We start from the raw sequence: 13,419 nt of genomic DNA, 5'->3' as shown, positions 1-13,419 counted from the left end.
AGACGTGCTGCGCAGACCGCCGACATCTCTCGGACACGTGGACGCGGGTTCGCGCCAGTTTCGGTTCGGTGGCACCTGCAGCGTTCCCGGTGCGCCCCGGTGAATCGCAGAGTGCCACTGGCGCGCGCCGACCCAGCGCACACACGCCGCCGCGATCTGCACTCGAGGGCACGCCGGCCATTTTCTGCTTGCCTCGGCGGCGTCCATTCGACCGGTGTCCCGGATTCGGACCGTCAGAGCGGTTCGCAGCCGTCCTCGCGGTTGTGTATCGGCACGAGCCCGGCGGCCTGCAGCGGGCGGAGGTCGATCAGATCACCGGCCTCCGGTGCACCCTGGACGATCATGCCGAGGTCATCGCGCAGCTGGGCGAGCGCCCGAATGCCGATACCGGAGGGGGCCAGGGTCTGCGGCACCGCGGCGAGAGCAGAGGCGACCGCAGCCTGTCCGAACCCCGTGGCGAGCAGTTCTTGCTCGACCTCGGATGCCGCCGCCTGTTGCATCCACCGGTGGGCCGCGGCCAAAGCTCGGAGATACCGGACAATTTCGTCCATTTTTCCCGAGAGGACCTTTCGGGTGGACACGATTCCGAGGCCGGGGTAGGACGGCACCAGTTCCGCTATCCGCATGGCAACGGTCATCCCCTGATCGCGGCCGATCTCGTCCAGCGGCGGCGCCAGGAGAGTCACGTCCGCCGTGTTGGCGATCAGTGACTCGAACCGTTCGCGCACGCCACCCACCTCGACGACCTCGTACTGGTCTTTCGTCCGGCCGAGCCGCGCCATCATCGAGTACGCGACGATGGCGAAGCCGTTCGTAGGGGCGTCGACCGCCAGACGAATCACGTCGAGACCATCGGTCGATAGCAATTTGGGCCGAAGCGTCAAGGCAAGATCGGTGGTCGTTTCGATCTGGGCTATCACCGCGATGTCCGAACCCGTTGCATTCCAGGCGAACAGGTTGTCTGTCGCGGTGATGCCGACATCCGCTCGGCCTTCGTCGAGTTCCCGGCGCTGTTCGTGGGAGGACCCCACCAATTTTGTCTCCACATCGACGCCCGCTGCGGCGAACAGCCCCCGATGCTGCGCCACCGCCACGACCGGGGGGACGACGAACACCGACTGCTGCACCGTCATCGACTGTGCCTCCGTGTGAGTTGTTTCGAAGCCCTCGTACATATCGCTACAGAAAGTGATTGTGATCCACATCGCATGGGGTTAGAGTACGGAAATCGATACGAGACGTCTAGTACAGCAAGGAGCTCACGTGTCTTGGGATTACGAAGTGGTGGTCGTCGGCGGCGGCCCCGTGGGGGTGGCCGCCCTCGCTCTTCTCGGCCAGGCCGGGATCTCAGCGATCGGGATCGAACGCGAAAGTAGCGTGTGGCCACAGGCTCGGGCGGTGCACTTCGATGGAGAGACCCTTCGCGCATTTCAAGCCCTCGGCCTGGGCGAACAGGCGATGGCTCGATGTAAGCCGATGACGGACTTCCGCATGGAGAATGAAGCACGCGAGACGCTGTTCTCACATCCAACGGGGAAACTCGGAACACAGGCATGGCATGACGACGTCATGTTCCATCAGCCCGACATTGAGGTACTGCTGCGCAGCGAGGTGGACCGCCAGGCCGGCGTGTCACTTCGCTCGGGGACCACCTTGACCGATCTGGAGCACATTGCCGACGGGGTTCGCTGTGTGGTCACAGACGCCGAGGGCTCTACGGAGACCCTCACCGCGCGATGGGTCATCGCAGCTGATGGGGCTACCTCGACGGTGCGGCGACTGCTCGATGTCCGGACCGAAAGCCTCGGTAGCGATGATCCGTGGCTGGTCGTTGACGGATTACTGGACGGGGAGCCTGACATCAGTGGCGACATGGTGTTCCTCGGTCATTACAGTCGGCCGGCACTGTGGGTTCGCCTTCCCGGCAAGCGGGTCCGGATGGAGTTCAAGGTCATGCCGGACGATGATCCCCAGGAGATCACCACCGCGGCCGCCATCGAGCGCATCAGCCACGGCGTTCTGCCGACGGACCGATTCACGCCGGACCGGGCCGCGATCTATACCTTCCGCGCACGGGTTGCCGAGCGGTGGCGTGCGGGCAATGTGTTCCTCGCCGGGGACGCCGCCCATCAGGCTCCGCCACTGTTCGGCCAGGGACTGTGCGCCGGCATGCGCGATGTCGCCAACCTGATCTGGAAGCTGAGTCTGGTCTCGCGGGGTCTCGCCGACGTGGACCTGCTCGACACCTACGAGAGCGAGCGGCGCCCGCACGCCCATTACTGGGTGGAGCAGGCGGCGACGATGGCAGGCATTCTGCAGACCACGGACCGCAAGACCGCCGAACATCGCGACGCCTACGTGCGCGCGAACCCCGGTGCATCTGCACCCCCGTCGCCGGCGCTCGGTCCCGGCTTGCATACCGCCGAACTCAACGACAGTGCGGGCCGACTTTCCCTGCAGCCCCGGCTGTCCGACGGAACACGCCTCGACGATCTGGTCGGCGTCCGGTTCCTCGTCGCAGCACCCGAGGACATGATCGCCGGGTTGTCACCACAGCTTCAGGGGGCGCTCACCGGTGATGGCGAGACCGTGGTGCTCACCGACCCGGAGACGTTCTCCGACCTGCTCGCCTCGGTGAATGGCAAGGCCGTGGTCCTGCGCCCGGACCGGTACGTGCTCGGTGTCGCCGACACGTGTGAGGAGCTCGGGCTACTGCTCGAACTCGTCCCCACCTTCAAAGCGGCGCTCGCCCCCGCCGTCCAGGCCGCGCCCCTGCCACAGTGACGAGCCCTTGCCCGTCACTGCCCTGAACTGGTACCCGAAGGAGATTTCCGTGTCATTCAGTCCGATCACCCACCTACGTCACGTCGACATAGCGGTCCCCGAATACGACAAGCAGGTCGCGTTCTACGGCAACAACTGGGGCCTGACCGATGTCGGCGGCGAAAGCAATTTGACGTACTTCGCGGCCGAAGGCTCGCCTGAGCAGTACATCGTGCGTGTCAGACGCGCCGACGAGAAGCGACTCGATCTCGTGTCGTTCGGCGCAGCAGACCCCAAATCCGTCGATCAGCTCGCCGACCGCCTCGGCGGTGCGAACGTCGCGCTGATCAGCGAACCCGACATCTTGCAGACGCCCGGCGGAGGCTACGGATTCCGGTTCTTCGACCTCGAAGGTCGCGTCCTCGAAGTTTCCGCCGACGTCGAGACCCGCACACACCGCAAGATCGAGGAACGTGAAGCCATTCCCGTGCGACTGTCGCACGTGGTTCTCAACTCGCCTGAGCCCGAGAAGATGTTGGCCTGGTACGTGAAGCACCTCGACTTGCGTCTCTCCGACACCCTCGTCCATCCTCACATGGGTGGGCTCATGTGGTTCCTGCGCTGTGGACCGCAGCATCACAGTATGGCGATCGCCCGGTGCCCCCATACCGCGCTCAATCACGTGTCGTTCGAGATGCGTGGGCTCGACGAATACATGCGCGGTAGCGGACGGCTCATTCGAGCCGAGGTCCCGAAGATCTGGGGACCGGGCCGACACCGCGCCGGCGACAACACCTTCACCTACTTCCACGATCCCAACGGCAACACGATGGAGTACACCACCGAACTCGAACTTCTCGACGAGGACACCTGGCACCCGAGCCTGTACGACACCAGCGAACCGGAGACCTCCGATGAGTGGGGCACCGCCGACTCAATGAACGAATGGATCAGCAAGCAGATGTTCAACGATCCGGACAAGGGCCTGTTCCAGGCACCCCCGGTATAGGGGCCTCGCGTACCGACACCGCAGCCCGGGCTACCCGGGCACCCGCAAGGAGCCCTCCGGTCGCGTTCGCACCCCACGGTGACGACAGATGCGACCGGAGGGCCTCCGTCGGATTTCTCGCCCATCGATGCGGCGTACACACCGATTGCTCCGAAATTCGTCGCACCGAAGAGAACATCCGCAGTCACGACTGCCACAGACGTCACCGGAAGAATTTATGACAGACTCCGCCCGGGCCTTGTTCGTCCGAGCGAAGGGCTCTTCCAGCCACCGAGTATCAACGGACTCGAGATCGCCAACCGCATCGTCATGGGTCCGATGGCGGTCCTGCAGCAGCACAAGGGCGGACGTCCGAGCAGACAAACGATTGCGTTCCTCACCGAGCGCGCCACCGGCGTCGGCATGATCATCGTCGGAGGGTCAGCGGCCACGTCACGAGGAGTTGACGAGGCACCGTTCCGGCCACTGCTCCGTTTCGACTCCGACGATCTCATCCCCGACCTGGGGCGGTTCACCGCCGCCGTGCATTCCCACGGGACCGCGATCTTCTCCCAAGCCTTCGCCGGATTCGGGCGGATGGGAATGCCAGGCAAGGACCGGCCGATTCTCACCGCAAGCCCGAAGAACGTTCATATGACCGAGGACCGCCTCCCACCGGGAACCTCACCGGCGGGAGGCGGGGCAGTCGGCGATGTCCCGCTGTTCCTCAGCAGCACAACCGATCCGCAGACGGGTGCCGACGCGATCGTATCCGGCCACGGAGATGCTCTGATGCTTGCCCGGCAACTCCTCGCCGATCCCGAGTATGCCAACAAGGTGCGCGACGGAAGAATCGACGAGATTGTCATGGTGCGACCACCAAAACTCCTGCCTGCGGTGGCTGATCGACGTTCCCGTCCGCTGCCACCAGAACCTCCGCACGGGTCGGGAAGGGCGTGAGCCGGGTGCGCGGCCCCGCTCCCCCGCATCGTGAAACGCCCCGCGGAAGACGCTCTGATCTGGTTGACCGGTTCAGAGCGGGTCATGGCTTGGCGAGCAAGATCGCCTCCAAGAATGAGTCCGCGGGGTCAACGGTGGGATTCACACCTCCGGCCCTCCACCGTCGGTGAGTGAGATTGTATGTACGAGAATGGGTGCGGGTTGCTCGTCGAGCGAGCCCGCACCCATTTGCATACGTCAACCCGCAGCGGTGAGGCGATCAACAGCGTGGCGTACATGGAAACGGCCGTCCGGACGCGTTCGCATTCGAGCTGACGAACCTCTTAATTTTAATGTCCACGTTTTCGTAGCCAACGCAAGCACCCGGCCTCCTCCGGCGGGCAGCTTCCGCGGCGACTAGGTGTACTGATCCAACGTTGGTGACGTCACGGCCACATCGCAGCCCGAACCAGACCCCGACGCGCACCGAGCGGCGCATCATCAAGGTCCGCGTCATCCGCCGCTGGGGTCCGGCCCGGATCGCGTATCTGCTGGGTCTGAATGTTTCGACAGTGCACAAGGTCCTGAGCCGGTACGGGTTGGCTCGACTGCGGTGGCTCGACCGCCCGACCGGACGGGTGATCCGTCGCATGCACTCACCGCACTGCGGCGATCTCGTTCATGTCGATGTCAAGAAACTGGGCAAGATCCCCGCCGGCGGCGGATGGCGGAAGGTCGGTCGCTCGGCAGGCAGCCGCAATGCCCGGGCCGACAAAAGCAGCGGCGAGGTCGACAAGTACTACCGTCCGGTCCGCGGCTACCACTTCCTGCACACCGCGATCGACGCACACTCACGGTTGGCCTACTCCGAACTGTTGGGCGACGAACGCAAAGCCACCGCCGCCGCGTTCTGGCTACGCGCCAACGCGTGGTTCACCGAGCACGGCATCACGGTCGAAAAGGTGTTGACCGACAACGGTTCCTGCTACCGATCACACGCGTTCCGAGACGCACTCGGTGAGATCAAGCATCGCCGAACCCGCCCCTACCGACCCCAAACCAACGGCAAAGTCGAACGCTTCCACCGCACCCTGGCCGACGAATGGGCCTACGCCCGCCTCTACACCAGCGACCGCGAACGCTGCGACGAGTTCCCGCGATGGCTGCACACCTACAGTCACCACCGAGGCCACACCGCACTCGGCGGCCAACCACCCGCCACCCGCGTACCCAACCTCCCAGATCAGTACAACTAGGCGTCGATACAGCGGGTGCGTTGCATGCCCAGACCATCGATCTCGCATTCGAGGACGTCCCCCTGGCGGAGGTACCGGCCCCAGTGCGAGCCGTTGCCGGGCGGGGATCCGGTGATCACCATGTCTCCGGGCTCGAGCTCGACGAAGCGCGAGATGTAGGAGATCAGTTCCGCGGGGCCAAAGACCATGTCGCCCGTGGTGCTGTCCTGCATGGTGTCACCGTTGAGGCGAAGCCGGATACCCAGGTTCAGTGGGTCTGGCACGAAAGCTGCCGGAACGAGCCACGGGCCGGTCGGGTAGAACGTCGGGAAGTTCTTCGCCCGCATCCAGTCCGTTCCCATCATCGCAATATCCCTGCGCGGAACCAGGCTTCGTGTGGTGAGGTCGTTGCAGATCGTGTAGCCGGCGACGTAGTCGAGTGCGCCGGCCACCGTGACGTTGTGAGCACGACGACCGATGACCACGCCGAGCTCGAGTTCCCAGTCGTGGTCGGACCATCCGGTAGGAAGAAGAATGTCGTCGTACGCGCCGCTGATCGCCGAAGGGACACCGGTCCACACATACGGTTCGCCGTGCGCTTTGCGCTCGTCGATGTCGTGGCCGGCCTCCTCGGCGAGCTCCTCGTCCGTCAGTCCGGCGGTGCCCAGCTTGTGCGCTACCGCCATCTGGATGATGTGCTCGCGATAGTTCGCTCCGGCCCCGTAGATCTGGCCCGGCCGGGTCACCGGCGGCAGCGTTCGCAGTTCCGACGCGGGTGTTCCGGGCGTAGTGGGTGAGACCGCGGCCTCGGCCAGTGTCTTGAACGCGGAGTCCCAGTCCTCGAGTAGCGCGGCGGTCGAGTCATAGGCTGTGAATGCACTGATGTCGTACACGTCGTCGTCGACTACCAGTCCGGGGAATGGGCCGTTGCCGGCGTCGAAGGTCCCCAGTGTGAATCGTTTCTGGTCCATCCTCATCTCTCTTCCGATTGGTCGGCGGTTCGGTTGCCGACCGCACTATCCGGGCGGCGCAGGACTGCCCCCCGGCCGCGGTATTCCGCGACGACACGAGGGCCGCTGCGGACGGTGACGTCGACCAGGGAGTGCCGACCGGTGTGGTGCCGGACGATTGCCTCGGCCACCAATTCCTCTCCGACGTGTGCCGGGGTGTAGTACTCGATCGACGCACCGGCGGTGGCTGTTCCGGGTGTGCGGCTGTTGGCGGCACACGCGAAGGCGCTGTCGGCGAGGACATAGATCACCCCGCCGTGGGCGATGCGGTGGCCGTTCGCCACGGACTCATCGATCACCATGTGCAGTACCGCCCGCCCCTCCCCCGCCGAGAGCACCTCGATTCCGAATTCGGCCAGGCTCGAATCCTGCGCCAGCAGCCTGCGGACCGGCTCGGTGATCGTCATGGCACGCTCACCTGTCGCTGTCGTATCGTGCGGTCACGGATCTCGATCAGCACCTGCGCATCGTCGACCGAACCCGGGTCGACCACCTGGTCCACGGAGTGCCCGAGCAGAATCCGCTTGACCGGAACCTCGAGCTTCTTGCCCGTGCGGGTGTGCGGAATCCGCGAGACAACAATGATGTCGTCGGGGACGTACCGTGGTGACAGCGCCGCACGAATCGCGTTGCGGATGGCCGTGATCGCGGCTTCGGGATCGGTTCCGGTGTGCAACTGCACGAACAGCGGCATGTAGTAGCCGTCGGTCTCCTCGACACCCACCACGAGTGCCTCCTCGACCTCCGGCAACGCCTCGACCACCCGGTACAGGTCCGCTGGGCCCATCCGGATGCCGTTGCGGTTCAGTGTCGAATCCGATCGTCCGACGATGACCGAGCTGCGATCGGTATCGAATTCGACCAGGTCTCCGTGGCGCCACACACCGGCGTACGTCGAGAAGTAACTCTCGCGGTAGCGCGAGCCGTCGGGGTCGTTCCAGAAGTACAGCGGCATCGACGGCATCGGGCTGGTGATCACCAGCTCGCCGGGTTGGCCGACCACCGGGTGGCCGGCGGTGTCCCATGCTGCGGCGGCAACCCCGAGCGCAGGCGGCTGGAGGCGTCCCAGACGCACCGGTTCGGTCGGCGCGCCGCCGAGGAAGATTCCGGCGATGTCGGTGCCCCCGCTGACCGATGCCAGCCACACCGGCCCGACGGCGTCGTAGACCCACCGGAATGCGTCCGGTGCCAGGGGGGAGCCGGTGACCTGGATCATTCGGAGCGCGGAGAGGTCGTGGTCGGTTCCTGGGCGCAGCTGAGCGCGCATACTGGCGTGTGTGTAGGCAGCGCCGAGGCCGAGCATCGACACCTTGTTCTCGGCAGCGACTCGCCAGACCCGGTCGATGTCGGGATGGGCGGGGTTGCCGTCGAGGAGAACGATGGTGGCCCCGCGCAGAAGCCCAGAGACGAGCATGTTCCACACCACCCAACTGGTGGTGCCGACGACGAACAGCTTGTCTCCGGGGCGAAGGTCGGCGTGCAGCGTCAGGGTTTTCAGGTGCTCGAGGACGACGCCGCCGTGTCCATGGACGATCCCCTTCGGGATGCCAGTGGTGCCCGAGGAGAACAGCACCCACAGGGGATGGTCGAACGGTAGTTGGTCGGCTTCCCATTCGTGCTCGGCGGCCACGACGTCCTGCCAGGAGTGCGTACGCATCGACGTGGCCGGAACACCCGCAGCGGTATCGACCCAGACGATTTCGCGCAGGCTCGGCAGTTGAGCGACGATGTCGGCAAGGACGTCACTGCGATCGAGACGGCGGCCACCGTAGGTGTAACCGCTCGCCGCGATCAGCACGACGGGTTCGAGTTGCTGCAGCCGCGAAACGATGGCGCCGACGCCGAACTCGGGCGCGACGATCGACCACACCGCCCCGACCGAGGCTGCGGCGAGAAACCCGACCACCGCTTCGGTGCGGTTGGGCAGGATTGCAACCACGCGGTCGCCGTGCTGGACCCTGGATTGTCGCAGGAACGCGGCGAGGGCGCCGACTTGCCGGCGGAGCTCGTGCCATGTGGTCGTCGTTGTCGTACCGTCCTCGTCGATGGCCACAATGGCCTCGTCGGCGTTGTCGTGGTCGGCGAGCGCATACGAGGCGTAGTTGACCGTCGTTCCCGGGAACCATCGCCCGCCGGGCATCGTGTCGGGCACGACAGGTTCGCCGTCCGGGGTGTCGACGACGATGCCGATGTAGTCGGCGAACGCGCGCCAGAACGCATTCGGGTCGGTGACCGACCAGTGCCACAGTGCGTGGTAGTCGTCGATCGTGCCCGGCGTCACGAGACCCGATGTGGTCAGCCAGGTGACGAATCTGGTGAATTCACTGCCCTCTGTGCGGGCCTGATCGGGGCACCACAGAACGTCCCCCGGTGTTTCTGTCACGACGACTGCCCCGCCAATTCGCTCTGGGTGTCGTCGGTCGATACCGGCAAGGCGCCGAACAGAAGGAACGCCACCCGGCAGTTCTCGTCGGTTCGGTTGGACCAGGCATGCGCGGTGCCGCGCTGGACGATCACGTCACCGGCCTCGAGCCGGCACTCGCCCTCATCGAGAAGTAGCCAGATCTCGCCCTCGATTACGACGGCGAAGTCGATCGAGTCGGTCTTGTGGAACCAGAAGTGGCGGTTGCCGCTGTGGGTCGCTTCCTCTCGCGCGTGGTCGCCGCCGATGTCGGAGAATAGCTGGTCCTTCCCGGCCTTTTCGTACACGCTGTCGGGTGGGAAGTCGGCGACGCGGAAGATCGTGCCACCCAGTTCCGGGTACATCGGGATCTCGGCGTCGACGGAAGCTGGGTCGAGGCGGCCGTCGTTGGACACCGGTCCCGGTTCGGTGGCCCACACCTGCGCGGCGCCGAATCCGGGAACCGTCGGTGACCTGAAAATGTTGGGGGCCTTGCCGTCGGCAAGGACGTATGACCGGCCCTGCTCGTCGACCGCCGTCACCACCCGACGAATAGAGGCGGTTCGCGCCTGAGGCTGATTCATTGTGTGCTGCCTTTCTGAAATCAGTTCACTGCCTGAGTGGCGAATGGGTACGGCTTTTCCTCGGGAGCCACGACGCGACCTCCCGTTCTCCGATGGGGTACGCAGGATTCGATTCCGTCGAGTTGCGTCCCGGCTCGCGTCGACGATCGAGCTCGAGACCGACCGTTTCCGAGGGTTCCGGTTCAACCACTCCTTCCAATTCAATTCGATACGTACCGTACAGCACTGTGGTGTCCATCACCAGCGCCAGTGCAAACCACCACCACGAGGCCAGGGCCCGGGTAGTTGCGATCCGAGACGGACCGGATAGCATTTCGGGCATGGCCGTACGGAGTGAAGCAAGCCGCAAGGCGGTCCTGCAGGCAACCATGGAGTTGCTCAACGACACCCCACCTGGGCCGGTGTCGCTGCAGAAGCTGTCCATCGAAGGCATCGCCAAGCATGCCGGTGTCAGCAAGATGACGATCTATCGGTGGTGGCCCAGCAAGACGGCTGTAGTCATCGATTCCTTCCTCGACAACCACGTGGCGCAGACCCCGATCCACGACGAGGGTCCAGCTATCGATGCACTGCGGGCACATCTGGCGTCACTCGCACGCGTCTACAGTGGGCCGGAGGGGCGACTGATCGCGCAGCTCATCGCAGAGTGCCAGCATGATCCGGCAACCCTCGAGGAGTTCAAGCAACGGTTCTGGAAAGGACGCGCCGACGCCGCAAGGCTTTTGATCGAGCGCGCCGTCGCCGAAGGTGCCGTGCGGGATGACATCGACCCTGATGTCGTCGCCGAAATGCTCTACGCTCCAATTTACTTCCGACTTCTGTTCCAGACCGGGGACCTGGACGAGGAGGCCACCGATGCCATGGTCGACGCCGCCCTGAAAGGCATCGGCAGGTAGGAGGAGGCGCAAACATTCCGTGGCCTCGTTCTTTGGCGAAACCGTGTGGGAGCAGGACGACGTTCGGCACCCAATGCGGCACCCCCTTGCAGGCCTGAAGGCCACCGATCTGGCGCTGTCCGCGCTCGACTACGCCCTGCTCACTGCGCTGTCGGCGCTGGAGTAAAATGCCCGAGATGGGTAGGCAAGTCTCGCGGGCTCGAGCACTGACGCCACCAGCGGCGGAATTGTTCGGGCGCCAGCGCGAGCTGGCGAGCGCACGTGAACTTTTTGCTTCTACCCGCCTCGTTACACTCACCGGACCCGGGGGCGTGGGCAAGACCGCTCTGTCTGCGGCGTTGTCCGCCAAGCTCGACCGGGCATTCCGAGACGGCGTATGGTTCGTCGAGCTGGGCGCGCAACGCAGTTCAGACACTGTAGCCGAAGCCGTGGTGACACAAATCGGCCTGAGCGCATCGGCCAGCGTGGATGCCGAAGAACAGCTCCGGCGGCATGTGGCCGATCGCTCAATGCTGTTGATACTGGACAATTGCGAGCACGTCCTTCCCGGATGCCGGCGATTGGTGTCCGCGCTCCTCGCCGCCTCCGCCGAGCTGCGAGTATTGGCTACCAGCAGAGAGCCATTAGGAATCCGAGGCGAGCGTGTAGTCGCCGTTCGCCCGCTGGAAATCCCCCCGAATCATCGCGGCCTCACCGCCGACGAACTTTGCGAGTATCCGGCCGCGGCCATGCTGAAAGCCCGGGCCAAGGCGGTCAACGATCAATTCGAGATCACCGACCGGACTGCGGCGGAGATCGCACAGCTGTGCACCTATCTGGACGGAATGCCGCTGGCTATCGAGCTCGCTGCTATGCGGCTGCGATCGCTGTCGGTGCACGAGCTGCTGACTCACATTGACGACCGATTCGCACTGTTGACCTCGGGTGACCCCACCGCCGCGCCGCACCACCGGTCTTTGGATGCCCTGGTGCGGTGGAGCTATGACCTATGCTCCTCCACCGAACAGCTGCTCTGGGAGAGAATGGCCGTGTTCAGCGGCAGCGTCGATCTTCCCACGATCCGCGCCGTGTGCGGGCTCCCTCCACTGCAAGGAACCAAACTGTTCGACGCGCTCGATGGCTTGGTATCCAAGTCGATTGTTCTCACCGAGACGACGCACGGCGACATGCGCTATCGGTTCTTGGAAACTCTGCGCGAGTTCGGGCGGGCCCAAGCCGGGGCCGGCGAAGACTACGGTCGCGTCCGGCGTGCCCACACGGAGTATTACCGAACGTGGGCGAGCAGAGCCGCCGAGAACTTCTTCGGCCCGCGCCAACTCGATATGGTCCAGCGGTGGGAGTCTGACCTCACCGACCTCGAGTTAGCCTTTGACCATCTCCTCCACGCGGCTCCGGGCTCTCATGGCGCCCTGGAGCTCGCTGCGGACCTCCGCTTCTTCTGGATGAATGGCCATCTCCGTGAGGGTCGCCGCTGGCTGGAGCGTGCCCTTGCCAACGATATGACCGTCTGCGCCGAGCGTGGCAATGCCCTGTGGGCAGCGGGGTGGATTGAGGCGCTGCACGGCGAAACGCATACTGCCCGGGAGCTTCTTGACGAAGCGGACACGATCGCCCGGAAGATCGGTGATCCGCGAATTGCTGCGCGGGCCGCGACGTGGACAGGATTGGCCGCGTTGATCACCGGGGATTTCGAGGTTAGCCGCTCATCTCTGGAAATGGCTTACACCGCCCACCTCGAGCACGCGGATGCCGAGGGTCTGCTGATGACCTTGTTCCTGCTCGGATTCGTCAGGAGCATATCCGGAGATCATGTAGGTGCCACGGACGCCGGCCGGGAAGCCGTCGAACGAAGCGAACGTCTGGGCGATACTTGGGGCCGCTCCTATTCGCTGTGGATGTTGGGATTCGACGCGTGGACGCGTCAGGACCTCGATGTCGCTGAGGAGTACGCCGAGCAGAGCCTCACATTGCGATGGGACTATCACGATGACTTCGGCAGTGCAGTCGTCCTCGATCTGATGGCAGGCATCGCGCTGGACGACGGCGATCCCAAGAAGGCGGCGAAGATGTTGGGCGTCGTCGCTGAACTGCTGGCCATTGTCGATACTGAGGTACCGGGCATGCTTGGCTCGCGCTATCAGGCGATCAAATCCGCCGTCCAGGATCGGCTCGGGGACGACCTGTTCGCCCGCCATCACGACATCGGTCGGCGACTGGACCGCGGTCAGCGGATGCGCTTGGCGCTGGGGTCGGTCGCCGCCGTCCCATCGGACCCGACGGACACGGTGGCTGCGGCTGGCTTGCTGACGCCGCGGGAAACGGAGGTAGCGGCGCTGTTGGCGGAGGGTCTCAGCAATCGTGCCATTGCCGGCAAGCTGGTGCTCTCTCCGCGCACAGTCGAGGTTCATGTCGAGCACATTTTGGCCAAGCTTAGCGTCAAATCACGCACTGAGGCCGGCCTGTGGGCAGCCGCCGCCCTCGGCAAGAAGGCGTGACGCGCGTCCCCGGATCGGTGTCCCATGTCACAGGGTACGTAGATGCCCAATTACGTAGCTTCTAGGTGTTCCCACGCTGTCACGGACATGCCGCGCGGGGGAAGGTGG

General features: G+C 64.7%; 11 protein-coding genes and 1 pseudogene. 7 read left to right on the top strand and 5 right to left on the bottom strand.

Going from position 1 to position 13,419, the window contains the following annotated elements; genetic code table 11:
• Positions 1-233: 233 nt before the first annotated feature.
• Positions 234-1,133 (bottom strand): ABC transporter substrate-binding protein, encoded by a 900-nt coding sequence (locus CJ177_RS34995; RefSeq protein ID WP_166680756.1) that lies wholly within the window; start codon positions 1,131-1,133, stop codon positions 234-236.
• Positions 1,134-1,263: 130 nt separating this feature from the next.
• Here CJ177_RS34995 and CJ177_RS47995 point away from each other — a divergent pair, with 130 nt between their 5' ends.
• The 4 genes and pseudogenes from CJ177_RS47995 to CJ177_RS34975 all read left to right on the top strand — a co-directional run.
• Complete coding sequence (locus CJ177_RS47995) at positions 1,264-2,784, top strand: bifunctional 3-(3-hydroxy-phenyl)propionate/3-hydroxycinnamic acid hydroxylase (protein WP_218835159.1); 1,521 nt, start codon at positions 1,264-1,266, stop codon at positions 2,782-2,784.
• 49 nt (positions 2,785-2,833) lie between these two features.
• On the top strand, positions 2,834-3,772 hold the full coding sequence (locus CJ177_RS34985; RefSeq protein ID WP_095869999.1) for a VOC family protein: 939 nt from the start codon (positions 2,834-2,836) through the stop codon (positions 3,770-3,772).
• A 78-nt stretch (positions 3,773-3,850) separates the two neighbouring features.
• Positions 3,851-4,711: a hypothetical protein gene (locus CJ177_RS34980; RefSeq protein ID WP_095869845.1), complete on the top strand. Its 861-nt coding sequence runs from the start codon at positions 3,851-3,853 to the stop codon at positions 4,709-4,711.
• Positions 4,712-5,133: 422 nt separating this feature from the next.
• Positions 5,134-5,946 (top strand): annotated as a pseudogene (locus CJ177_RS34975) (IS481-like element ISRhosp6 family transposase); the annotation flags it as partial.
• Here the strand turns inward: CJ177_RS34975 and CJ177_RS34970 are convergent.
• The 4 genes from CJ177_RS34970 to CJ177_RS34955 are packed head-to-tail and all read right to left on the bottom strand — an operon-like array spanning position 5,943 to position 9,920.
• Positions 5,943-6,896, bottom strand: a complete 954-nt coding sequence (locus CJ177_RS34970) for a fumarylacetoacetate hydrolase family protein (RefSeq protein WP_179443364.1) — start codon at positions 6,894-6,896, stop codon at positions 5,943-5,945. The pseudogene CJ177_RS34975 and the gene CJ177_RS34970 sit on opposite strands and share 4 nt — an antisense overlap.
• A gap of 2 nt (positions 6,897-6,898) precedes the next feature.
• The gene (locus CJ177_RS34965; RefSeq protein WP_095869843.1) at positions 6,899-7,342 is read right to left on the bottom strand and encodes a hotdog fold thioesterase; all 444 of its coding nucleotides are present in this window, start codon (positions 7,340-7,342) and stop codon (positions 6,899-6,901) included.
• Positions 7,339-9,318 (bottom strand): acetoacetate--CoA ligase, encoded by a 1,980-nt coding sequence (locus CJ177_RS34960; RefSeq protein WP_095869842.1) that lies wholly within the window; start codon positions 9,316-9,318, stop codon positions 7,339-7,341. The genes CJ177_RS34965 and CJ177_RS34960 overlap by 4 nt, the downstream gene beginning before the upstream one ends.
• Positions 9,315-9,920, bottom strand: coding sequence for a cupin domain-containing protein (locus CJ177_RS34955; RefSeq protein WP_143548761.1), 606 nt, complete (start codon positions 9,918-9,920; stop codon positions 9,315-9,317). The genes CJ177_RS34960 and CJ177_RS34955 overlap by 4 nt, the downstream gene beginning before the upstream one ends.
• Before the next feature lie 230 nt (positions 9,921-10,150).
• On the opposite strand from CJ177_RS34955, the gene CJ177_RS34950 reads away from it, so the two are divergent.
• Genes CJ177_RS34950 through CJ177_RS34945 form a run of 3 tightly spaced genes read left to right on the top strand, consistent with a single transcriptional unit; the run spans position 10,151 to position 13,311 of the window.
• Positions 10,151-10,816 carry a TetR/AcrR family transcriptional regulator gene (locus CJ177_RS34950; protein ID WP_164060999.1) on the top strand — a complete coding sequence of 222 codons (666 nt, stop codon included), beginning with the start codon at positions 10,151-10,153 and terminating at the stop codon, positions 10,814-10,816.
• Between the two features lie 19 nt (positions 10,817-10,835).
• Entirely contained in the window at positions 10,836-10,982 is a 147-nt protein-coding gene (locus tag CJ177_RS47635) for a hypothetical protein (RefSeq protein WP_167114292.1), read from the top strand.
• Between the two features lies 1 nt (position 10,983).
• Positions 10,984-13,311, top strand: coding sequence for a LuxR C-terminal-related transcriptional regulator (locus CJ177_RS34945; RefSeq protein WP_179443363.1), 2,328 nt, complete (start codon positions 10,984-10,986; stop codon positions 13,309-13,311).
• Positions 13,312-13,419: the final 108 nt, after the last annotated feature.

This window comes from Rhodococcus sp. ACPA1 (assembly GCF_002300195.1).
Taxonomy (GTDB): Bacteria; Actinomycetota; Actinomycetes; order Mycobacteriales; family Mycobacteriaceae; genus Rhodococcus_F; species Rhodococcus_F opacus.
The sequence above is the reverse complement of the archived record's forward strand: the minus strand, read 5'-3'. Positions and strand labels throughout refer to the sequence as shown.

Bases quoted from the DNA above. Each gene is read 5' to 3' on its own strand.
- CJ177_RS34995 (WP_166680756.1), bottom strand. From the start codon at position 1,133: ATGACGGTGCAGCAGTCGGTGTTCGTCGTCCCCCCGGTCGTGGCGGTG.
- CJ177_RS34970 (WP_179443364.1), bottom strand. From the start codon at position 6,896: ATGGACCAGAAACGATTCACACTGGGGACCTTCGACGCCGGCAACGGC.
- CJ177_RS34965 (WP_095869843.1), bottom strand. From the start codon at position 7,342: ATGACGATCACCGAGCCGGTCCGCAGGCTGCTGGCGCAGGATTCGAGC.
- CJ177_RS34955 (WP_143548761.1), bottom strand. From the start codon at position 9,920: ATGAATCAGCCTCAGGCGCGAACCGCCTCTATTCGTCGGGTGGTGACG.
- CJ177_RS34945 (WP_179443363.1), top strand. From the start codon at position 10,984: ATGCCCGAGATGGGTAGGCAAGTCTCGCGGGCTCGAGCACTGACGCCA.